This is a genomic window from Candidatus Marinarcus aquaticus (genome assembly GCF_004116335.1).
Lineage (GTDB): Bacteria > Campylobacterota > Campylobacteria > Campylobacterales > Arcobacteraceae > Marinarcus > Marinarcus aquaticus.
In genome coordinates this window covers 115,286-137,936 of the sequence record NZ_PDKN01000005.1, presented here as the reverse complement: position 1 = coordinate 137,936, position 22,651 = coordinate 115,286, and the positions used below count along the sequence as shown (strand labels likewise).

Below are 22,651 nucleotides of genomic sequence, written 5' to 3'. Positions count from 1 at the left end.
CGCCATTATGAAAATAAAATCAAATAAAGAGTTAGTCAAACTCTACTATGAAGAGCTTTGGAATAAAAACAACAAAGACTACATTGACATCTTATTTGATGATAATATCACGTTCCACGGTTCATTGAACATCAATGCTGTGGGGAAAAAAGAGTTTGAAAAGTACATGGACAATATCTTAACAGGTATTCCAAATCTTTTCCACGGTATTGAAACCATGATTTGTGAAGGTGATGCAATTGCCGTTCGAGCCATTTATAATGGAACACACAAAGGTAAGCTTTTTAACTTTGAAGCAAGCGGAAATAGAATCAAATATAACGGTGCTTCATTTTTCAGATTTCAAGAAGGGAAAATTGTAGATATTTGGGTATTGGGAGATTTAACCAACCTCTACAGTCAATTGGAGAAAAAAACATGACACAAATCAGCAATAAAATCTATTGCGATGACTTTTTGCTCCATGTGGATATGCCAACAAAACTGTTGCCCAATCCATACCATGACTTGCCATTTTTAGTGATTAAAAACTTTTTATCATCTGAAAACTGTGAGCATATTTGTGATGCCATTCAAGAAAGCAACAATGCATGCGATGCTAAAATACGCAAAAGTTCTGATTTGGTCTTGGATGAAGCACTTAAAACCGATATTCGAAAGACAAAGATTTATGACTTGGAAACCTTGTATACCAACGTATATAAGAGTGTTTTTTTAGAGCATAAAGAGGAGATTGAAGCATTTTTTTCTGTGGTATTAACCACTTCAACGCAAATTCAAATGCTTGAGTATACGAAAGGGTCATTCTATAAAGCACACAGTGATGACTCCAATGTATTGCTCAAAGAGAGTGAGATTGTGGGTTTTTTACCCGTGGCACCACAAAGAAAAGTGACTTCCGTTCTGTTTTTAACAGAGCACGATGAAACACTGACTACGCCATACTCATTCAGTGGAGGAGAGCTTGTTTTTAACTATTTGTATGATGAAACACAGCAAAATGTAAAACTCTCTCCACAAAAAGGGGACATGGTATTGTTTTTAAGTAATCCATTTTTTACACATGAGGTTCTACCTGTAAAAGAGGGATATAGGCTGACATTGGTACAGTGGCATGATGCAATTGTGCAATAAATGTCTGAAAAAATTTAAAATAAAATCATAAAAGCGTTAAAAAAATACGCTAAAATTATTGTATAGAAATATAAGAGGATTGAGTAATGGATTCGATTATTTATGAGCTTAGAGCAAACAATGTTACAGAGGAACACATTGAGCTCATCATGTCAAAAATCAAAAACAGATTATCTGAAGAGAATCTGGATGCTGAACTGCAAAAATTAGGTTATGACAAAATTTTTACAGTCGATTATGATGATTACTATGATGACGATATTGATGACTTTGAATCAATGCACAAAAGTTCATACCGAGATTTTGAAGAGTAAAACTTACTTTTCAATTTTTTCATCAGTTTTAAGATTGTACAATTACGCTTTAATACAACCAAAGAGATAGTATGCAATTAAATCAAGAACAACTGAATGAATTCAATAAAAATGGTTTTTTAGTTTTACGCAACTTTGCACCACAAACGTTGTGCGAAGCAATATTGCACAAAGCAAAACAACATTTAGAAGCCAAACAGCTTCCCATAGAGAGTGAACAAGAGTATCTCCAACAAGAGGACTCTTCAGTTACAGTACGACGACTGCGACAAGTTTATAAAAGAGAAGCTGTTTTCCAAGAGTGGATGACATATGATGAAATTCGCCCTATTTTAAAACAGGTTTTAAAAGATACCCCTGTACTGACACTCGCACACCACAACTCTATTATGACCAAAATGCCTCAAATCAGTTCTCGCACCTTTTGGCACCAAGATGTACGATACTGGAACTTTGAAACCTCTGATTTGGTCTCAGTATGGTTGGCATTGGATGATGAGTATTTAGAAAATGGTTTATTGGAGTTTATTCCTGGCTCACACACACTTCAACTTGAAAAAGAGCAGTTTGATGAGATGAGTAATTTTTTAGATGATCACCAAAAAAACAAAGCCCTCATTGAACAAAAAGTGCACACCAATTTACATCAAGGAGATGTGGTTCTTTTTCATTGTAAAACCTTGCACCATGCAGGAAAGAATATCACGGATCAAGCTAAAATCTCTTTTGTATATACGGTTAAGGCAGCCCATAACAAAGCTCTTAAAGACACACGAAGTGACTTTGAAGAGGTTGTTTTAGACTAAATCTCTAAAGGAAGCTCCATGACAAAACGAGCTCCTAAAGAGCTGTTGTGTACATACATCTTTCCTTTTAAATGGTCATGAACAATTTTGCGACTCATATGAAGTCCTATTCCTGTACCTCTGCTTTGATGTTTGGTGGTAAAGTACAAATCAAACACTTTTGGTAAAATCTCTTGAGGAATTCCTCCTGCATTATCTTCAATGGAAATAACAACCGTTTCATGGATATTTTCAACATTTAAAACGATCTGAGGATTTTTTATTTTTCGCTCTAAAATAATATCCCGTGCATTGTTAATAACATTGATAAAGACTTGTATGAGCTCTTTTGGAATGGTTTTAATCCGTATTGGTTCCACCGTGTAATTTTTATGTAATTTAATATTATTGGATTTTAATGAATCATTGACAATACTCAAACCTTGTTCTAAAACCTCTTGTACACTTGCTTCTTGAATACTTCGATCATCTTTGACAAAATTCCTAAACGTATCAATGGTTTCAGAGAGATATTGCGTACTTCTTGTAATCCCATCCAAATAATTATACAGCCCCTCTTTGTTTAAAACTTCCAGTTCATAATGCAATTTAATTGCAGAAGAGGATGAAGCAATAGCACTCAAAGGTTGTCGCCATTGATGTGCGATGTTCCCTATCATTTCTCCCATTTGAGCCATCTTTTCTACTTCAAAAAGTTGTAACTCATGCTCTCGACTTTTTTGAACCTCTTTTTTAATTCGCACCTCTAAGGAGTTATTTAATTCTTCGAGCTCTGCTCTTTTTTGTCTGAGTTTTTGTGTACTCTCTTTAATTCTTATAAGCAAATTCTCTCTGAAATTCACCTCTTTATAAATCAAAATAAAAATCAAAATATTGATCAATGTAAAAAGACCATAACTGTAATAACTCTCTTCTTGCAAGTGAGCCAATTCATCGCTGTCTTGATAAACGACAAAATATGCCATCTTTTGATTTTGAATATTAAACAGAGGTAAGAAAGTCGCAATTTTATGTTTGTGCCCTTCACTTGTTTTTCCCAACTCAATTTCTAAACTGAACTCTTTGTTCATACGCATTTTTTCATTGATGGTCTGTTTTAAATCATTTTGAAAAACTTTATAAATTTGTTGCTCTTCTTGTTTGATTTTACGAATGGCTTCTCGCACCAATAAAATATAGGCTTCGCTCTCAATGCTTTTAGAGTAGTAATCTTTATACTCTTCAAAAATCTTACGATCATACACCTCTTTATTAATTAAAAAATGAGTATGTACATCAAACACCTCTTCGACTTTATGAGCAAAAGCTTTAACACTAAAGGAGGTCTCTACACTTCCTAAATACTCTTTTTTTGTATTAAATAAAGGATACACATAACGAAATCCAGGAACCACACGCCCCATTTCTAAGCCCATAATGGGTTTGTGATATTTGTTGACAGACTCTACACTGTAGCGAATATTTGTAAGGTCATCCCCAAAACGTTCAGGTTTATGCATACGCAAAAAAGAGTCATTATTGGGAAGATGAAAATGAATCTGTTTAAAGTTAATCGATGAAAGATAGATATAATCTTCTTTAAGAAGATTATACAACCTTTCTCGTTCTTTGTGTGCAAAGGCATTAATGATTTCGGGTTTATTGATGTACCCTTTAAAGACGGTATTTGCAAGAGTTTCAAAAGAGTTATATACGGTATTAAATTGGGTGGTTACCACTTTATTGGCTGCATTTAAAAGTGTGATTTTTTTAGAATCACTGATTTGATTGATTACGAATACAATCACCATTTCGCACAATAAAAATGCGCCAATGATGTAGAGATTTTTTCTGTTTTTTTTCGTCACTGTAGCCTCAAAAATCTTTAGATAACACTATAGTAACGAAGAGATAATTAAAAGAAAACTTATCACAAAAATGTTATTTTAAAAATCTGCTCCATCTGCGAGTTTATGGACTGTTGGGCGCTTATTGTAGTCCAATGCAACGATCACAATCTCATCAACTTGAATGATGACTTGATTGGTGGTTTTATTACGTAATTCACACTTCACTGTAATGGAGGTTTTCCCCACACGTACAATTTCGACCCCAGAAACTAAAATATCTCCAATATTGGCTGAACTTTTAAAAACCACTTCCGACATCTTCACCATAGCAATACGATTAGTATCCAGTAAGTTTGCTGCAAAAATAATAGCGTCTTCATCTACCCATGCCAATGCCATACCACCAAATAGAATTCCTGCTGCATTTAAATGCGGATACATGACCATTCGTTGTGTACCATACTTCATACTTCTTCTCCGAACTTTTTTCTAATTAATATATACTATATCTTTATTTAAAAAAAGGAATGTTTAATAACTCATTTGCGTTATTTTATCTAATTTAAACAGTTCATACGTTTTGGGGATTTTCTTCAAACTTTCCAAATCAAAAGGCTTTAAGCCTTTGGTATTAAGTGCCAAAGAGATGAGCTCTTTATTGTATTCAAGTACCTCATCATCGTTTAAATACTCTTGCACATCCACCCATTTTGCATCGACAATTTCGGCAGTGTCACTGATATTAATCTCTGCACTTAATGGCGTGGCTTTACAGATAATATACAAATTGCTTTTATCAAATTGATGTGGGTAGAAATGACCCAATGAGATGATGGAATCAAACACCACATCCACCCCTGTCTCTTCTTTGACCTCACGTGCAACTGCTGTTGAAATCATCTCACCATCATCAATATGACCACCAGGTAATTTATACGTTGTTTTAGAGATACGTTCTTGTATGACCAATACTTCATTGGCATCATTAAGCACCACTACACCCACACCCAAGGTATGATTGGATGCTGTAGGAATGATAGGATTATTGGCAATCTTTTTCACCATTAACAGTCGCGTGGTTTGACAGGTATGAAAGGTAAAACCATGCATGCTCAAATAAGGAATTAAATAGGAGTGTTCAATATCCAAATATATCCATAAAAGATTACGTTTTCCCTCTTTAAGTTGTTGGATGAGTTGTTGTAAATTTTTTTCAAATTGCTCTTTATTATTAGGGATGCTTTCACTTTTAACGGTTACGCCATTATAAGGGTCAAATACCACTTCAAAACACCCAATCGATTCTGTAAAATATTCCATTATTTTCCTTTGTGGTATTATAACAAGCTCTTTTGAAACTTATATAAAAATTTTATATAACTTCAATCCAAGATATATTAAAATGCCACATGCAAACAAATTATGAACACATTAAAATCTATACACTTTTAGCACTGTGCGTGCTTTTTTGGTCGGCAAACTTTATCTTAGGACGATACTTACACGATGCACTCTCTCCCATAACTTTGGCTTTTTACCGATGGATGGGTGTATTTTTTTGTATTTTGCCTTTTTTAATTAAAGAGTTTAAACCCATCATGCAGGCTTTAAAAAAAGATTTCATCTATTTAAGCATACTCTCCATACTCTCTGTGAGTTGCTTTAATACGTTTTTATATATTGGCTTACAAGATACCATGGCTACGAATGCATTGTTAATCAACTCTGTTTTCCCTATTTTAGTGCTTGTATTGGCTTTTATTATTTTAAAAGATAAAATCAGTCGATACCAACTTTTAGGAATTGCATCTTCAACGGTTGGGGTTGTTTTTATTGTATTACAAGGGGACTTTCAAAAAATCAGCACGTTTGAACTCAACAGAGGTGATTTATTTGTGATGTTGGCTTCTTTGTCTTGGGCCATGTACTCCGTACTGTTGCGTTATAAAAAAATCACGCTCAATCCCTTGCAGTTTCTCACAACAACGGTCACCATAGGCTTGATTGTACTGAGTCCATTTTATTTTATCTATACTGATAACTTTGCCTATGATTGGATTGAAGTGAAACTGCATTGGCACTTTATTGCTTTTATTATTATCTTTCCCTCTATTTTATCGTTTCTTTTTTGGAATCATGGAATTTTAGAAATCGGGGCCGAAAAAACAGGACAATTCACACACCTTATGCCTATTTTTGGTGCCATTCTGGCTTTTATTTTTTTAAATGAAATGCCAAAATTCTACCACCTCTTAGGAGTGGTATTTATTTTCAGTGGAATTTATTTTTCACTGTTTCTAAAACGTAAACGCTGATTACTTCTCCCAAGCAATCAGTGCCCAGTAGTTATACTGTTCCGCTTGAGCATCTTCATCATCTAAACCATCATAATAGTCTTCAAGCTTCTCAATCTCCTGTGAAGTTAACGTATCCAGACTCCATTGCACGCTCTTTATAAAATTTTCTTTGGAGTCATACTGCTCTCGTCGCCCTTCACTTTTTAAGTACGTCAGTGTTGGATTAATACCCATGCCATATAAAATATTTAATACATAGATATAATCGGGTTTATCAAATATCTGTTTATTTAGCACTTTTAAGATTTTTTTATCTACAAAACTGCCACCCACTTTATAGGTGATATAGACTCTTTTTTTGGCTTTAGCATTGATTTTTGTTAGGGCATCTTTCATGTCCACAACTTCCATTGATCGTGAAGCTAAAACTATATCAGCTTCTGGAATATCCTTCCAATCATCTTCCCAAGAAGCTTGTATAGGTGAGATATTTTGCACACTCTGTTTTTGCATGTTTTCATTCAACAATTCCAACATCACATCAGAGTAATCCAAAGCATACACTTGTTTCACTTTTTGGGCTGCTTTGATACTGATATTTCCCACTCCACACCCCACATCAAGAAAAGAGGAACACTCATCAAAATTGATGTGAGAAAGCAGTTCGTCGTTATAAATGCTTTTATGAATCTTTTTATTCATAGAAGGTGCTTTTTTATTCCATGCTTGTCTATCTTTGAGTTTAAATGTTGAAGCTTGTTTTTGTTTCTTATACAACTCATTAAAATCAATATCTTGGTAATTCATCTGTTTTCCTTTTCACTTTTTTTCACCCAATACCCTGCAATAATTGAACCAGAGATATTATGCCAAATACTAAAAATGGCGCCAGGTAATGCGCCTAAAGCGGTAAAATATTTCATGGCTAATACCACTGCCAATCCTGAGTTTTGCATCCCAACTTCAATGGCGACGGTTTTACAACTTTTATAATCAAAGCCAAACCATTTGGTGATATAAAAACCACCCACTAATCCCACAAAATTATGGCAAATAATAGCCAACATCAATGACAATGCAATGGTGGCGATTTTTTGTTGATTTAATCCAATGATAATACCAATAATAAATACAATTGCTATAATTGATAAAAATGCGAAGAAATCATGCCTTTTATCAATAAAACGATGAAAATAATGATTTAAAATAAGACCCACAACCACGGGAATAAAGACAATTTTTAAAATACTTAAAAGCATACTTGTTGCCGGTACGGGTACGGTTTGCCCCACATACAAAAGTGTCAAATAAGGAGTCACAATAATAGAAAGCAGTGTAGAAACCACTGTCATGGTAATAGAAAGAGCCACATCTGCTTTGGCTAAATAAGCAATCACATTAGATGCCGTACCACCTGAAACCGCTCCTACAAGCACCATCCCCACTAACAGTTCATTCGATAATTCAAACAATTTTGAGATAATAAATGCTGCCAATGGCATCAATAAAAACTGCAATGAAACAGCCAAAGCGATCATTTTAGGACGTTTTAATACACGTTTGAAATCTTCAATTTTAAGGGTAATTCCCATACAAAACATAATGGTAATAAGCAGTGGAATAATCCAACTTTTAAAGCCAACAACTAAGTTGGGTTGAAGATATGATAAAAGGGAAAAAAGAATAGCCCAAAGAGGGAAAAGTGTAACACTTTTTTTTAACATGCAACTCCTAAGTCATCATACTCAATAGAGTATGAAAAATTCATACTCTATTGTTGCATATTTCCTTTGAAGCCCTTATTAGCTCTGTTTTCTTGCATACGTTCGTTTTGACCTTTTAAAAGCTCAAGCTCACTGATTTTACCATCTTTATCTTTATCAAAAGCATTAAAATCAGGGGCATTGCCTGCATTTCTCATGGGCATTCCCATATTGGCTTTTTGCTCCATACGTTTTGCACGAACGTCATAAAACTCTTTTTCACTGATAAAACCATCTTTGTCCACGTCATACATCTCAAATGACATGGGTCCACGTACAGGCATATTTTCAGCACTCAAACCAAATGGCACAATACAGAATAATGACACTAAAAGTGCACCTATTTTCAGTTGCGTTTTCATGATATACTCCTTATTTTTTCTCTATTTTTATTATACTCTTTTTAAAAATAAAAGCACATCAAGGAGTAAAAATAAATCTCGAATAAACAATGCATATAACTATAATACTAAAAAAGATTCACATAGTTTCAGCCATTGCTATGGCGGTTATGCTAAACAGAAATAAAAGATAAAACCATCCCTTTTAAACTCTAAATCAATGGCAACAACTCGTGTGTACTTTTGACTTTGGCAAAAAGGTAATTTAACCCTGCCATAAAAGCATGATGCACCTCGTTAGCTGAGACAACTTTATCACTAAACGTTAAATCTTTTGTTGCACATGCATCGTGTGCCACTTCACACACATACCCTTTATCAAAAGCTGCACGAACCGTTGAATCGACACACATATGACTCATCATTCCACATATGACTAACTCTTTTACTTTCAAAGATTCTAAAACATCTTCCAAATTGGTCTCTAAAAAACTGTTAGGATAATGTTTTTTTATCACTGTTTCATTGCTATTGGGAGCCACATTTTTATGTATCTCTACTCCTTGCGTATTGGGCATAAAAAATGTTGCACCTTTCCGTATATTCACATGTTGTATATGAATGATGGGCAATTTTTTTATTCGAAATGCATTTAAAAGAGCTTGCGCATTTAAACTCGCTTCTTTTGAACACACCAATTCACATTTTCCTTCTTTAAAATAATCATTTTGAATATCAATAATGACCAATGCTTTATTCATCTTTTTTCCTTTTTTATTCCTACATATGCATCTATCGTTTAGACTTTTTCACTGAGAGTCATAACAATGAGTAAAATCAATGATGTGCATAATATAAGGGTTCCAATTATTTGTGACATGAGATACTCCTTGTAAAAATATCATCCATCAAATACTTGACTGTTTAGTCAATTAACACTATAGCAGAAACTTGACTGATTAGTCAAGTTTTTTTAAATAATCTATTTTTTAAGGGTATTTAGAAAATATTCAAGTTGAGAGATACACGTATGAAAATACGTTCCATCTTGTGATTTTTTAGCTGTACCTAAGCACCCTTCAATGGAAGCAACCACATACATAGAGAGTGCTTTTGTATCAGAGTGGGTGATTTCATTGTTAGCAACGGCTTTGTTTAAAACCTCTTCAATGATGCTTTCAAATTTGATATACACACGCTCCAGTGCAATTTTAAAATCGCTGTCTTTAGGTGAGAGCTCTTGTACTAAGTTATTAAGTTTACAACCACAAGAGAAATCAAAACTGTTTCTCTCTTTGATTAAATCCATCAAAGCTTCACAGATATTATTCTCAACTTTAAGAAGTACTGAGTATTTATCTTCAATATAGTTTTTTACTCGCTCATCAATCACTGCCAGCACCAACTCTTTTTTTGATTTAAAGAAGTGATACATGCTTCCTTTGTTCATATTGGCTTTTTTTAAAATCTTATCCACCGATGTTGCTGCGTAACCATTGTGATAAATCTCTTCAAAGGCAATTCGTAATAAATGTTCTTTACTTGTTGGCAATAAGACTCCTTTGTTTTTTTATATTGTAGCATGAGTTGAACAATCAGTCAACTACATACTATTTTTATAGTTATTCAAAAAACTTTGAGTTAAGTACTTTGAACAAAATAGGAGTCTATGTAAGTGCTATTACTCCTCGACCCAATTTAATATATCCTTGTTGTTCAAGTTTTTTAAGATTTCTACTTACTGTTTCTCGAGTCACTCCAATGATTGAAGCAATTTTGTCATGGGTGATTTTGATACTATCTCGACCTTGCACATATAACCAGTTCAATAACCGTTGTTCAATAGTAGTGAATTTAACATCTGAAATCAAAGCTATTAAAGAGTTTAACCTTTTACCAAAAATATCCATTTTAAACTCACGAAAAGCAGGAGAAGTATTGATAAGCCATAATACCGTCTCTTTAGGTATTAACCAACCTTCAATTGGAGTAATGGTTTGTGCTGTTGCTAATGTAGCCGAAGAGCTGATGGTACTAAAAAGATTTACTATACATTGACTACCACTATTTAATTCATAAAGTGTCATCTCTTCAACCCCAATTTCATTAGGTTGAATATATACTTTTACACTTCCACTTTTTAAAAATAGTACATCGTTGCAAATATCTCCTGTATAATATAGAATATGCTCACTTGGAATAATCACACTTCTTGCATTTTGCATTACTTTATTTTGTTCTTGTTCATTTAAACCATTAAAACAGTGATAATCTAAAAGTTCCATAACTTTCCTTTTGTTTTATATTGTTATTGTGGCAAAAAGGTTTTTATAGCATTATTAATTACTAACATTTCTGTTTTTTACAAATAAAAAATAGTAACTCAATCTAAGTAATGGAATAAATCCAATAACTAAGATAAAATAGTTACTATTTAGATATCCATAATAAATTAAAGAAAAACCCACAATCAGTCTTAATATGACTCCAAAAAAAGTAAGATTACAGTTTGTCATACTTTTTCCCTAATTCTCTAATATACATCGCAATAGATTTCATTTGAGCCATAGTTAATCTACCTTTAAAACTTGGCATGGTACCAATAGCTCCTTTTTTTCCATCATGTAATATTGTCATGATTAAATCATCAGTATAGTTTTTAATATTAGGTGCTATATATGCAATGCCTTGTGCATTCTCTCCATGACATGAAGCACATCTATCCCATAATTTTGGTTTTGTTCCTTTGAATCCTTTTGCAACATATTGAGCAATTTCATTTATCTCATGTTTATCAATAAGCCCTGATGGCATAGCTGACGAGTAGTGACTAATAAAATTCTTTGCACCATTTTCTATAGCATGAATCACTGATTTTTTAGATATTCTTTTTGTATGATCATGCGCTTTACCTTTATTTCCTTTACCATCTTGCCCGTGACAGGAAGTACAATAAACCATATATAAATTTTCTCCTGTTTTGACTATTTGAGTATCTATTGATTTTTGCTGTACAATTTTTATTTTTTGTTCAGGATATTTATTAAAATACATTAAATTGACTACTGTGTATACTTTTGATATTAATAATGTAACTATAATTGTAATCCCGCCTATAATGATATATTTCATTTTTCTTCTCCTTATTGTCTATTTATAAAACTATATCTGCTAATTTTATTTTTTTATGTGATTGCTATCACAAACCAAAACAGACTTTTTAACTAAGATTAGAACAACTAAAGGAGAAAATATGAAATGCATATTAATAATACTAATGAGTATATGTCTATTTGCAACTGAGGATTTTGAACTTATTACAAAAGCTTATAAAAATGGGCTGCGACCAGTGCCAAGTGATCTTGAATCATTATTACTTGAGTTAAAACTAGAGTATAAAAATGTATCAAAAGAAAAAGTAGTATTGGGTAAAAAGTTATTTTTTGAAAAAGAGTTATCCAAAAACAGAGATATCAGTTGTGCTTCATGTCATAATTTTAAAAAAGGTGGTGCCGATGGAATTCCAACAGCAATAGGACATAAAGGATTAAAAAATCCTTTCCATTTAAATACACCAACTGTTTTAAATACTGCTTTTTCAAAAAAACTGTTTTGGAATGGGGAAACTGATACTTTAAAAGAACAGGCGAAAGGTCCTCTTCAAGCTCCATTTGAAATGGCAATAACACCTGAACTAGCAGAAAAAAGAATAAAAGAAAAAACACCATATAAAGAACTTTTTAAATATGCTTTTGGAAGTGATAAAATTTCTTTTGAAAAAATTGTAGAGGCTATAGCAGTTTATGAAAAGACTTTGGTTACAAAAGGAAGATATGATAAGTTTTTAACGGGTAATGAAAATGCTTTAAGTTCGAATGAAAAAGAGGGCTTAAATCTATTTATTACAAAAGGCTGTGTAGGTTGTCATAATGGCATAGGACTTGGAGGACAAGAAATTAGAAAGTTTCCCTTAACATATCATCATATTTGGAGTCTAACCACACCTCAAAGAATTGCTCAAATAAAAAGAAATTACTTTACTGTATTAAGCATGTTAAAAAATAAAAACTTTAATACTAATGAACAAAAAATTGATTATATAAAGTATTCAATGGGCTTTGAAGATTTTAAATTGATGGATAAAGGTTTTTTTCATCGAATTGTTGATAATCAGAGGTTAAAAGTTATGACATCAACAGCCTGTAACAGTTGTCATGTAAATAATCAAACAGAAGTTAAAAAAAGTATCATCACAAAAATACCATTTCCTTTTGAAAATAAAGGAGACTTTTTGGGTTCAAAGAGTAAGGAAAAATATTTTCGAGTACCTTTATTAAGAAATATTGTACAAACAAAACCCTACTTTCATAATGGAAGTGTAAATAAACTTCAAGATGCCATTAATCTTATGGGTGTTCACCAAACCAGAAATCAATTAACGCCAAAAGAGATTGATGATTTGGTTGCATTTTTCAAATCAGTAGATGGTGAAATTGTAGAATATCTTAAGTAATAAATAAAGTAATTAACTTGTAATGCCAAGTGGGCATTACAAGTATCAATAAAATCAGTTTAATAAAGCTAAATCAGCAGGTGTAATAGTATTTACTTCTGTGATACTCTCATATGGTAATCCAACTTTATCATGGACTCTTTTGACAGCTTCTACATTAGGTGCCATATTAAAACAGAATGCTTTTCCATCTTCAAAACCTACATGTATTCGAAGAGAGATTACACCTTCTTGGGCACAAGCAGCTTCATACTTTTGATAAAAACTTTCCATTTGTTTAGGTGTAATATCTGCTGGAAAAGTTTGAGTATTTTTATCATGGGTATCAATAAAAAACTTCATCTTACCTTCAACTAGATTTTTCTTTATTTTACTGGCATTGAGTGTCAGTGGTGTAAGAGGAGAGGATAATGCCACTATTCCAGCTACTATGCCTGCTTTTTTAATAAACTCTCGTCGATTTAATTCATCATCCATAATTTCATTGGTTGAATTATCATGGTTCATTTTGATTCCTTTATGAATTTTTGGAGTACTTGTAATGCCAAATGGCATTACAAGTAAATATGATTGGATTAACTTAATAGTGCTAAGTCACCTGGAGTGATGGTATTAACTTCTGTGATACTCTCATAGGGTAATCCAACTTTATCGTGGACTCTTTTGACAGCTTCTACATTAGGTGCCATATTAAAACAGAATGCTTTTCCATCTTCAAAGCCTACATGTATTCGAAGAGAGATTACACCTTCTTGGGCACAAGCAGCTTCATACTTTTGATAAAAACCTTCCATTTGTTCAGGTGTAATACTGGCTGGAAAAGTCTCACTATTTTTGTCATGTGTATCAATGAAAAACTTTAGGTTACTCATTTTTTTCCTTTATTTGATTTTCTAATTAGTTTTTGATGTACATCAGAATAATTGTAGAAAAATATAAAAATTTATTCTGTGATGAGAATCACAATACAAGAGAATAATTGTCTTCATTTACAGAGTTTTTATTTGTTTTAGATTCCCGGCTTGATAGAAAATATATGAAGGAGCCACCTAATAAGTAATGACTAATTCAAACTTTCTATCATAACACCAAGTTTGAGGGGGGAAAGAGAACTCTCACACTAGTTCCTTCTTTGTCCCTCTTTAGGAGGCGTTACTTTTTTTTGTAAATCAATACTTAAGTTGTTGTAAAACAGCTCACCATAATCGGTTGTACGATTAATCGTTTCATAGGCTTGCTCTAAACTGTTGTTGTATTTTAGCGCATCTTGTAAAATTTTGATAATTTTTACAGATTCTAAAAAGTTGACATGCGTTGGTGCTTCTACTGGAGAAGAGTAGTATTTGTGCATACGCTCTACGAGTTTTTTATTTCTTATTTCAATAAACACCGATTCAATAGGCGATTTAAAAAACAGCACTTTTTGTTTGACATTGATAGAGATATAGGTCGTTTCCATTCCATAAATTTTTCGTGAGAATGAGTCAAATAGAAACAGTTTTTTATTATAGTTGTTATTAAACAATTCATATATCAGATCCAAAATAGCAATCTTCTCCTCTTTGGTATAGAAGTTTCCAATGCTGGCAAAACAAAACGACAAAATAGATTTAATCGAGTACCATTCAGTAGTATCATAGTCATATCGAAGCATCTGATCAATTCGTCCTTGTTTAAGCTCTTCTATCTCTGCACTTGTTCTTGTTCTGTACACTTTTTGTACAGCAGAGTCTCGATACATGGGTCCAGGAAACTGTGCTTGTATGACAAATCGTCGGTTTTGTTCCATCTCCATGATGTATTTTAAGCGTCCAGTGTAGTCTTCATCAATGATTCGTACCTCTTTTTGAGGAATTTGTGTGATGGATTTTAAAAAGTCTTCACCCATACACCCCTCTTCCCAAATATAATCAGGGTACCTGAAAGTTTTACAAATATTCTCTTTAACACTTGAAGAAGGTTCAATATCGCTCATTTGGTCAATCCAAGACGTAACAGTGCGTCTGTCTTTTTGAATGAGTGAAGCAAATTTTGATATACTTAAATGGGAACGATTATAGATTTCTATGATTTTTTCAATGCTGTTTTTATAAAACATTTTTTACCTTTTTGTCAAAAAATATTCATTTATTGTACCATAATTATACATAAGAACAAAATATGTACATAAAATAGAAGTATGTAAAAAAAATGTATTTATCCTTGCAAAAACTATACACCTCTAACATTGTTTAATCCTGTATAATAAACTCAACTGAAATTTAACATAAGGAATGTCATATGATGAGCGCAGGAAAAAGATTTAGAGAAGCACTTGCACAAGAAAAACCTCTACAAATTGTAGGTACGATTAATGCTTACCAAGCATTACAAGCTACAAAAGTGGGTCACAAAGCAATTTACCTTTCAGGTGGAGGTATTGCAAACGCATCTTATGGTCTACCTGATTTAGGTATGACGATGATCGAAGACGTATGTATTGATGTTAGAAGAATCACTTCAATTTGTGATACACCATTAATCGTAGATGCTGATACTGGTTGGGGACATGCATTTAATGTGGCTCGTACAGTTAAAGAGTTTATCAGATCTGGTGCAGCTGGTTTACATATTGAAGATCAAGTTGCTGCAAAAAGATGTGGTCACCGACCAAACAAAGAGTTGGTTTCAACAGAAGAAATGTGTGACAGAATCCGAGCAGCAGTGGATGCTAAAAATGAATTAGACCCAGATTTTTATATCATTGCACGAACAGATGCACACGCTTCTGAAGGTCAACAAGCTGCAGTTGACAGAGCATTAGCATACGTTGAAGCGGGAGCAGATGCAATCTTTGCTGAAGCAATCCATACATTAAAAGAGTATAAAGAGTTTACTGAAAAAATGTCAGTACCAGTGTTAGCAAACATCACTGAATTTGGTGCAACACCAATGTTCACAACTGAAGAGCTTGCAGAAGTTGGAATTGATATGGTTCTTTACCCATTATCAGCATTCAGAGCAATGAACAAAGCTGCGCTTGCTGTATATCAAGAGTTAAAAGACAAAGGTACACAAGAAGGTGTTCTTGATACAATGCAAACAAGAATGGAGCTCTACGATATGTTAGGGTATCATGACTATGAGAAAAAAATGGATGCTTTATTTGCTAAAGGTAAAGCAAAATAACATTACAATAAAAATCGAAATTTTTTAATTTTAAATTCAACAAGGGAGAATTAATATGAGTGGATTAGCAGGTGTAACAGCTGGACAATCGTCAATTTGTACGTGTGGATTAGGAAACGGACTTAACTACAGAGGTTATGACATCGCAGATTTAGCTTTAAAAGCAGATTTCGAAGAAGTAGCATACCTTTTATTAGTAGGTGAATTACCAAACAAAAAAGAGTTAAAACTGTTCCAAGACAAAATTATTGAAGCAAGACAACTTCCTGCTGCAGTAAAAGAAGTATTAAGAGCGATCCCAGCATCAGCTCACCCAATGGATGTAATGAAAACTGCAACTTCAGCTTACGGATGTGTATTCCCAGAAGCAGAAGATTTTTCTGATCAAATGGACAAAATCACTAAACTTTTAGGTGCATTTCCATCATTCTTAGTTTACTGGCATCACTGGCACGTAAACGGTAAAGAGATTGATTTAATCTCTGAAGAGCAAACAATGGCAGGGTTCATTGTTGAAAGATTAAAAGAAAAAAAACCTTTTGACGTAGAAGTTAAAGCAATGAATGCTATGTTAACTCTGTATGCTGAGCATGAATTCAATGCTTCAACATTTGCAAACAGAATTACTGCATCAACTTTATCAGACATCTACTCTTGTATGACAACGGGTATTGGTACATTAAAAGGTCACTTACATGGTGGAGCAAATGAAGTTGCCATTAAATTCGTATTACAATTTGATAACGTAGAGCATGCATTGGCTGAAGTTGATAAATTGTTCGCTAAAAAAGAGAAAATCATGGGATTTGGTCACCGAGTTTACAGAGAATTAGACCCAAGATCTCCTATTGGATTTGAGTTAGCAAAAGAGTTAAAAGAGTTAGAGACTTCTGATCCTAAACTGTTCGATATTGCTAAAGCAATCAGAGATAAAGTAAAAGCTGAAAAAGGTCTTCCAGACAATATCGACTTCTTCGGTGGATTAATCTATCACTACATGCAAATTGAAAGATTATACTACACGCCTCTATTTATTATGTCAAGAGCTGCTGGATGGGCTGCTCACGCATTTGAACAACGAGCTAACAACAGAATCATCAGACCAAGTTCTGAGTATACTGGTCCTGAACCAAGAGCGTTCGTAGCGCTTGCTGACAGATAAGAGCTCTCTCTTATCTGCCCCTTGGGGTATCAACACCAAACTGAACAAATACGATTTTCAGTGGCTTCAACACGATTGAGGCAACTGAAGAGTGTGCTAGTACTGCATCATTGCAGAAAAATAGGATAAGCAATTGCACATTCCTATGAGATTACAATATGGGATAGAACAATGACAAACGAAAAATATCTTAAACAATTAGATGGTTTAGATGTAAAATATTATGACGTGAAAAGTGCCGTTGAAGATATTCAACTGGGTTCTTTTGAGAAGTTGAACTACACTTCAAGAGTGTTGGCTGAGAACTTAATTCGAAAATGTCCAAGTGAAGATTTAAAAGACTCTTTAATTCAATTAATTGAAAAAAGAACCGACAAAGATTTCCCTTGGTACCCTTCAAGAGTTATCTGTCACGATATCTTAGGTTTAACGGCATTTGTTGACTTAGCTGGTCTTAGAGAGGCGGTTGCTTCAAAAGGTGGAAATCCAGATAAAGTGAACCCAGTGGTTCCTACACAACTTATCGTGGATCACTCACTAGCAGTAGAGTGTGGTGGATTTGACCCAGATGCGTTCCAAAAAAACAGAGACATAGAAGACAGAAGAAATGCGGACAGATTCCACTTTATTAACTGGACTAAAGAAGCCTTTAATAATGTTGACGTTATTCCTCCAGGTAATGGTATCATGCACCAAATCAACTTAGAAAAAATGTCTCCAGTTGTTCACAACATCGATGGAATTGCCTCTCCTGATACATTAGTAGGAACTGATTCACACACGCCACACGTTGACGCATTGGGTGTAATTGCTGTGGGTGTTGGTGGATTAGAAGCTGAAAACGTCATGCTTGGTAATCCATCATATATGAGGGTTCCAGAAATCATTGGCATTGAAATTGTAGGTACAAGAGCACCTGGAATTACTGCAACGGATATTGCGTTAGCATTGACTTCATTCTTACGAGAAAATAATGTCATCTCTGCATACTTAGAGTTCTTTGGTTCTGGGGTTCAATACCTTAACTTAGGGGATCGAGCGACCATTGCAAACATGACTCCTGAGTATGGTGCAAGTGCTGGTATGTTTGCAATCGATGAACAAACCATTGACTACTTAAAATTAACAGGTCGAGATTCTGATCAAGTTAAATTAGTAGAAGCGTATGCAAAAGCAAATGGTTTATGGGCAGATGCCTTTGATAAAGCAACCTATGCACGAACTTTAAAATTTGATTTAACAAACGTTACAAGAAGTTTAGCTGGTCCTTCTAAACCACACAAATTGGTTCCTACATCAACACTTAAAGATGAAGGAATTGTAAAAGAGTGGACTCAAGAGGGTGACTTCATTCCAGATGGTGGTATCTTGATTGCTGCAATTACGTCATGTACCAATACTTCAAACCCAAGAAACGTGGTTGCAGCTGGTTTACTGGCTAAAAAAGCAAACGCACTTGGATTAGACAGAAAACCTTGGGTTAAGTCTTCTTTAGCACCTGGATCTAAAGTGGCGGAAGTATACTTAAAAGAAGCGGGACTTTTACCAGAGCTTGAAAAATTAGGTTTTGGTATTGTTGGTTTTGCGTGTACTACATGTAACGGTATGTCCGGAGCTCTTGATCCAAAAATTCAACAAGAAGTGGTTGACAGAGATATCTATACAACTGCGGTACTTTCAGGTAATCGAAACTTTGATGGACGAATCCATCCATACGTAAAAGAGGCGTTTTTAGCTTCTCCAGCATTGGTTATTGCATACGCATTGGCTGGAACAATCCGATTTGATATTGAAAACGACTCACTTGGAAAAGATGCCAACGGTAATGATATCAAACTTAAAGATTTATGGCCAACAGATGAAGAGATTGATGCAGTCATTGCTTCTTCTGTTAAACCAGAAATGTTTAATGAAATCTATGAGCCAATGTTCAACCGAGATGGATTAACTGCTGTAAAAGCGGAGCCATTTTATAAATGGAATCCAAACTCAACGTATATTCAAAAACCACCATATTGGGAAGATGAGTATATGCAAATGCCAGCGCTTAAAGGGTTAAGACCACTTGGAGTTTTCCCAGATAACATCACAACAGACCACTTATCACCTTCGAATGCAATCCTGCCAGATTCAGCTTCAGGTGAATATTGTCTGAAAATGGGACTTCCAGTAGAAGACTTAAACTCTTATGCAACACACAGAGGGGATCACAATACAGCTAGTAGAGCTACTTTAGCCAACCCTAAACTTTTTAACGAAATGGTTAAAGATGAAAATGGAAACGTGAAACAAGGTTCCTTGACAAAAATCATGCCAGAAGGTACTGAGTCAAGAATGTGGGAAGCCATTGAAGAGTATAACAAAAGAAAACAACCGCTTATCATTATTGCAGGTACAAACTATGGACAAGGGTCGTCAAGAGACTGGGCAGCTAAAGGTGTAAGACTTGCAGGTGTTGAAGTTTTAATTGCAGAATCAATTGAAAGAATTCATAGAACAAACCTTGTTGGAATGGGTGTACTTCCTTTACAATTCAAAGAGGGTGAAACACGATTTACATACAACATTGATGGAAGCGAAACGTTTGATATTGAAGGAGAAATTACTCCAAGATGTGACTTAACGGTTGTTATGACACGAGCAAATGGTGAAGTGGTTAAATTCAACGTGCTTTGTAGACTTGATACTTCTGCTGAAGTTGAAGTCTATAAAAACGGTGGTATTTTACAAAAATTCGCTAAAGACGTTGTTGCTGAAGGGTAACACAAATTTTAGGGCTTTAAGCCCTAGAATGTTTTTTAAAGAAGTTAAATAAACTTTTTTAATAACCATTCAAACTTGAGAGACACAAGGCTAACTCGTTAGCCTCTTTAGGATTTTGCTTCTTTTAAATGGGATTTATTCCCATCGATAAAAAGAAGACAAACACTAAAAGGTCCCTTCAAAAATGGAACATTTTTTAAGGAACAATCATATGGCATATAAACCACAATTCAAAGTAAAAGCAACCTATATGCGAGGTGGTACTTCAAAAGGAACATTTTTTAACATTGCTGATTTACCAGAAGAGACAAAAAATGACCCTGCAAAAAGAGACAAACTGCTTCAAAGAATCGTAGGTTCTCCTGATTTATATAAAAAGCAAATTGATGGTATGGGTGGAGCAACTTCATCAACATCAAAAGCGATTTTAGTAGGAAAATCAGAGGTACCCGGTCACGATGTAGACTACTACTTCTGCCAAGTAGCCATTGATAAAGATTTTGTGGATATGAGTGGAAACTGCGGAAACTTATCAAGTGCAGTGGGTCCATTTGCCATTAAAGAAGGTTTAGTCGATAACGTTCCAGACAATGGGGTATGTTGTGTACGAATTTGGCAAGCCAATATCAAAAAAACCATTCTTTGTTATGTCACCATGGAAGACGGTATGGTAAAAGAGATGGGAGATTACGAAATTGATGGTGTTGCATTCCCTGCTGAAGAGATTGTATTAGAATTCGTTGAACCCGTAGACCCTTCTGAAGAACTTTTCCCTACAGGAAATTTAGTCGATGATTTAGAAGTTCCTGGTGTGGGTACATTTAAAGCAACCATGATTACTGCGGGTATTCCAACCGTATTTGTAAATGCAGATGAGATTGGATACAAAGGATGCGAACTTCAAGGAGATATTAACTCTGACACTGAAGCTTTAGAGCGATTTGAAAAAATCAGAATTGCAGGTGCTCTTAAGATGGGTGTGATGAAATCTCCTGAAGATGCTCAAACACAACAACACACACCAAAAATTGCATTTGTATCTCCTGCTCAAGACTTTATCACATCAAGTGGTAAAGCAATGAAAGCAACTGAAATGGATTTGCATGTACGAGCACTTTCGATGCAACAACTGCATCACGCCATGATGGGTACAGCCTCTGTTGCAATTGGAGTAGCGGCTTGTATTCCAGGAACTTTAGTCAATATTGCTGCTGGTGGTGGAGAGAAAGACTCTGTAACTTTTGGTCATCCAAGTGGTGCGATTAAAGTGGGTGCAACGCTGTCTAAAAATGGCGATAATTACACGGTTGAAAAAGCAAGTATGAGCAGAAGTGCAAGAATCATCATGGACGGATACGTTTTCGTTCCAGCTGATACCTACTGATCTTTGACCTAAAAAGGGGCAATGTAGTCATACATTGCTTTGTAAGAACCGGTCAAGCTTACACATACAAACAGATTAAATAAAGAAGGTCCCCCTTAAACCTTCTTTATTTTTTAAAAAACTGCTTTGCTTAGTCTACTTAAATCTTCATTGATATCAAACACTTTACTGTTAATATTGCTGTACCCAAAACTCTCTAATCTTTTGGTGTGTTTATCCAAATAGTTCAATGCCTCTTCTTTGTTATCAAACAGATAAATACCACCTGCTTCTTTGGTTTGTTCATTCTCTGTCCAAAGTTTATAACGTAAACCCTTTTCTTGTGCAATATCTTTTGCTAAATCACTCATCATTTGCACCATCTCTTGACCAAAAGGCCCTTGATGTGGAAAATCTATTTGAAGTAGTGTCATTATTCATCCTTATAAATATATATGTTAATGTATCCAATACCCTAATAAAATTGGTTTAAACAATCCATACTTAACCCTATTTTTGCGATAATATGTCTATAAAAGGATAAAGATGAAAACATGGAATGAAATCATACACAACGAACAACAACAACCCTATTTTAAACATTTACAACACGAAATAGAGAAACGTTACGAAACCAGCCAAGTCTTTCCTGCTAAAAAGAACATTTACAATGCATTTAAACAAACCCCACTTGAAAAGCTTAAAGTCGTCATTTTAGGACAAGACCCTTATCATGGAGAAGGACAAGCGCAAGGATTGGCATTTTCAACTCCAAGTGAGATTAAAAACCCACCTTCCATGCAAAATATTTTAAAAGAGATTAAAGATGATTTGGGGCGAGATTCATGCTGTTTAAATGGGAATTTAACCCCTTGGGCCAATGAAGGCGTACTTCTTTTGAACACCATTTTAACCGTAGAAGAAGCCAAACCCAAATCTCACCATAAATTGGGATGGGAAATCTTCACAGATAATATCATCAAACATATCTCACAACAGTGTGATAATGTGGTCTTTTTATTGTGGGGAGCCCCTGCTATTTCAAAGAGTAAACTCATAGATGCAAGTAAACACCATATTTTAACTGCCCCTCATCCCAGTCCCCTCTCTTCATATCGAGGGTTTTTTGGATGCAAACACTTCTCAAAAACGAATGATATTTTACAATCCAAAGGCAAAACAATGATTCATTGGTAGC

At 34.4% G+C, this 22,651-nt stretch carries 25 protein-coding genes; 11 read left to right on the top strand and 14 right to left on the bottom strand.

Going from position 1 to position 22,651, the window contains the following annotated elements; translation table 11 throughout:
- Nucleotides 1-7 precede the first annotated feature (7 nt).
- The 4 genes from CRV04_RS08720 to CRV04_RS08705 all read left to right on the top strand — a co-directional run bounded on the left by CRV04_RS08720 (nt 8) and on the right by CRV04_RS08705 (nt 2,254).
- Nucleotides 8-421, top strand: a complete 414-nt coding sequence (locus CRV04_RS08720) for an ester cyclase (protein WP_128996459.1) — start codon at nt 8-10, stop codon at nt 419-421.
- Nucleotides 418-1,134, top strand: coding sequence for a 2OG-Fe(II) oxygenase (locus CRV04_RS12990; RefSeq protein WP_228126517.1), 717 nt, complete (start codon nt 418-420; stop codon nt 1,132-1,134). The genes CRV04_RS08720 and CRV04_RS12990 overlap by 4 nt, the downstream gene beginning before the upstream one ends.
- An 86-nt stretch (nt 1,135-1,220) precedes the next feature.
- Complete coding sequence (locus CRV04_RS08710; protein ID WP_128996458.1) at nt 1,221-1,448, top strand: hypothetical protein; 228 nt, start codon at nt 1,221-1,223, stop codon at nt 1,446-1,448.
- 71 nt (nt 1,449-1,519) lie between these two features.
- Nucleotides 1,520-2,254, top strand: a complete 735-nt coding sequence (locus CRV04_RS08705) for a phytanoyl-CoA dioxygenase family protein (protein WP_128996457.1) — start codon at nt 1,520-1,522, stop codon at nt 2,252-2,254.
- Here CRV04_RS08705 and CRV04_RS08700 read toward each other — a convergent pair.
- From CRV04_RS08700 to CRV04_RS08690, 3 genes are all read right to left on the bottom strand, one after another.
- Nucleotides 2,251-4,101, bottom strand: coding sequence for an ATP-binding protein (locus CRV04_RS08700; protein ID WP_128996456.1), 1,851 nt, complete (start codon nt 4,099-4,101; stop codon nt 2,251-2,253). The two genes, CRV04_RS08705 and CRV04_RS08700, sit on opposite strands and share 4 nt — an antisense overlap.
- Before the next feature lie 78 nt (nt 4,102-4,179).
- On the bottom strand, nt 4,180-4,551 hold the full coding sequence (locus CRV04_RS08695; RefSeq protein ID WP_128996455.1) for an acyl-CoA thioesterase: 372 nt from the start codon (nt 4,549-4,551) through the stop codon (nt 4,180-4,182).
- A 63-nt stretch (nt 4,552-4,614) separates the two neighbouring features.
- Nucleotides 4,615-5,403, bottom strand: a complete 789-nt coding sequence (locus CRV04_RS08690) for an NUDIX hydrolase (RefSeq protein ID WP_128996454.1) — start codon at nt 5,401-5,403, stop codon at nt 4,615-4,617.
- Nucleotides 5,404-5,492: 89 nt separating this feature from the next.
- Here CRV04_RS08690 and CRV04_RS08685 point away from each other — a divergent pair, with 89 nt between their 5' ends.
- Nucleotides 5,493-6,398 (top strand): DMT family transporter, encoded by a 906-nt coding sequence (locus tag CRV04_RS08685; protein WP_128996453.1) that lies wholly within the window; start codon nt 5,493-5,495, stop codon nt 6,396-6,398.
- On the opposite strand, the gene CRV04_RS08680 is transcribed toward CRV04_RS08685, so the two are convergent.
- From CRV04_RS08680 to CRV04_RS08650, 7 genes are all read right to left on the bottom strand, one after another.
- Complete coding sequence (locus CRV04_RS08680) at nt 6,399-7,187, bottom strand: class I SAM-dependent methyltransferase (protein ID WP_128996452.1); 789 nt, start codon at nt 7,185-7,187, stop codon at nt 6,399-6,401.
- Nucleotides 7,184-8,104 carry a bile acid:sodium symporter family protein gene (locus CRV04_RS08675; RefSeq protein ID WP_128996451.1) on the bottom strand — a complete coding sequence of 307 codons (921 nt, stop codon included), beginning with the start codon at nt 8,102-8,104 and terminating at the stop codon, nt 7,184-7,186. Before CRV04_RS08675 ends, CRV04_RS08680 begins: the two co-directional genes overlap by 4 nt.
- A gap of 47 nt (nt 8,105-8,151) precedes the next feature.
- Nucleotides 8,152-8,505 (bottom strand): EF-hand domain-containing protein, encoded by a 354-nt coding sequence (locus CRV04_RS08670; protein WP_228126516.1) that lies wholly within the window; start codon nt 8,503-8,505, stop codon nt 8,152-8,154.
- A 191-nt stretch (nt 8,506-8,696) separates the two neighbouring features.
- Nucleotides 8,697-9,245 (bottom strand): cysteine hydrolase family protein, encoded by a 549-nt coding sequence (locus CRV04_RS08665; RefSeq protein WP_128996450.1) that lies wholly within the window; start codon nt 9,243-9,245, stop codon nt 8,697-8,699.
- A 221-nt stretch (nt 9,246-9,466) separates the two neighbouring features.
- Nucleotides 9,467-10,036: a TetR/AcrR family transcriptional regulator gene (locus CRV04_RS08660; RefSeq protein ID WP_128996449.1), complete on the bottom strand. Its 570-nt coding sequence runs from the start codon at nt 10,034-10,036 to the stop codon at nt 9,467-9,469.
- Nucleotides 10,037-10,151: 115 nt separating this feature from the next.
- On the bottom strand, nt 10,152-10,769 hold the full coding sequence (locus CRV04_RS08655) for a Crp/Fnr family transcriptional regulator (RefSeq protein WP_128996448.1): 618 nt from the start codon (nt 10,767-10,769) through the stop codon (nt 10,152-10,154).
- Nucleotides 10,770-10,986: 217 nt separating this feature from the next.
- Complete coding sequence (locus CRV04_RS08650; protein ID WP_128996447.1) at nt 10,987-11,616, bottom strand: c-type cytochrome; 630 nt, start codon at nt 11,614-11,616, stop codon at nt 10,987-10,989.
- A 121-nt stretch (nt 11,617-11,737) separates the two neighbouring features.
- Between CRV04_RS08650 and CRV04_RS08645 the strand changes: the two genes are divergently transcribed.
- Complete coding sequence (locus CRV04_RS08645; protein ID WP_128996446.1) at nt 11,738-12,997, top strand: cytochrome-c peroxidase; 1,260 nt, start codon at nt 11,738-11,740, stop codon at nt 12,995-12,997.
- A gap of 54 nt (nt 12,998-13,051) precedes the next feature.
- Here the strand turns inward: CRV04_RS08645 and CRV04_RS12985 are convergent, their stop codons facing one another.
- The 3 genes from CRV04_RS12985 to CRV04_RS08630 all read right to left on the bottom strand — a co-directional run bounded on the left by CRV04_RS12985 (nt 13,052) and on the right by CRV04_RS08630 (nt 15,095).
- Nucleotides 13,052-13,504: a DUF4242 domain-containing protein gene (locus CRV04_RS12985; RefSeq protein ID WP_228126515.1), complete on the bottom strand. Its 453-nt coding sequence runs from the start codon at nt 13,502-13,504 to the stop codon at nt 13,052-13,054.
- Between the two features lie 68 nt (nt 13,505-13,572).
- Nucleotides 13,573-13,869 (bottom strand): DUF4242 domain-containing protein, encoded by a 297-nt coding sequence (locus tag CRV04_RS08635; RefSeq protein WP_128996445.1) that lies wholly within the window; start codon nt 13,867-13,869, stop codon nt 13,573-13,575.
- A gap of 248 nt (nt 13,870-14,117) precedes the next feature.
- Entirely contained in the window at nt 14,118-15,095 is a 978-nt protein-coding gene (locus CRV04_RS08630) for a hypothetical protein (RefSeq protein WP_128996444.1), read from the bottom strand.
- A 185-nt stretch (nt 15,096-15,280) separates the two neighbouring features.
- Here CRV04_RS08630 and prpB point away from each other — a divergent pair, with 185 nt between their 5' ends.
- The 4 genes from prpB to prpF all read left to right on the top strand — a co-directional run bounded on the left by prpB (nt 15,281) and on the right by prpF (nt 21,474).
- Nucleotides 15,281-16,165: a methylisocitrate lyase gene (gene prpB / locus CRV04_RS08625; RefSeq protein ID WP_128996443.1), complete on the top strand. Its 885-nt coding sequence runs from the start codon at nt 15,281-15,283 to the stop codon at nt 16,163-16,165.
- 55 nt (nt 16,166-16,220) lie between these two features.
- On the top strand, nt 16,221-17,327 hold the full coding sequence (locus CRV04_RS08620; RefSeq protein WP_128996442.1) for a citrate/2-methylcitrate synthase: 1,107 nt from the start codon (nt 16,221-16,223) through the stop codon (nt 17,325-17,327).
- A 171-nt stretch (nt 17,328-17,498) separates the two neighbouring features.
- Nucleotides 17,499-20,090 carry a Fe/S-dependent 2-methylisocitrate dehydratase AcnD gene (acnD, locus tag CRV04_RS08615; protein ID WP_128996441.1) on the top strand — a complete coding sequence of 864 codons (2,592 nt, stop codon included), beginning with the start codon at nt 17,499-17,501 and terminating at the stop codon, nt 20,088-20,090.
- A gap of 211 nt (nt 20,091-20,301) precedes the next feature.
- On the top strand, nt 20,302-21,474 hold the full coding sequence (prpF, locus tag CRV04_RS08610; protein ID WP_128996440.1) for a 2-methylaconitate cis-trans isomerase PrpF: 1,173 nt from the start codon (nt 20,302-20,304) through the stop codon (nt 21,472-21,474).
- 113 nt (nt 21,475-21,587) lie between these two features.
- Here the strand turns inward: prpF and CRV04_RS08605 are convergent, their stop codons facing one another.
- A complete protein-coding gene (locus tag CRV04_RS08605) occupies nt 21,588-21,887 on the bottom strand; it encodes a monooxygenase (RefSeq protein ID WP_336470502.1) in 300 nt (99 codons plus the stop codon).
- Nucleotides 21,888-21,999: 112 nt separating this feature from the next.
- Here CRV04_RS08605 and ung point away from each other — a divergent pair, with 112 nt between their 5' ends.
- Entirely contained in the window at nt 22,000-22,650 is a 651-nt protein-coding gene (gene ung, locus CRV04_RS08600) for a uracil-DNA glycosylase (protein ID WP_128996438.1), read from the top strand.
- The last annotated feature ends 1 nt before the right edge of the window (nt 22,651 follow it).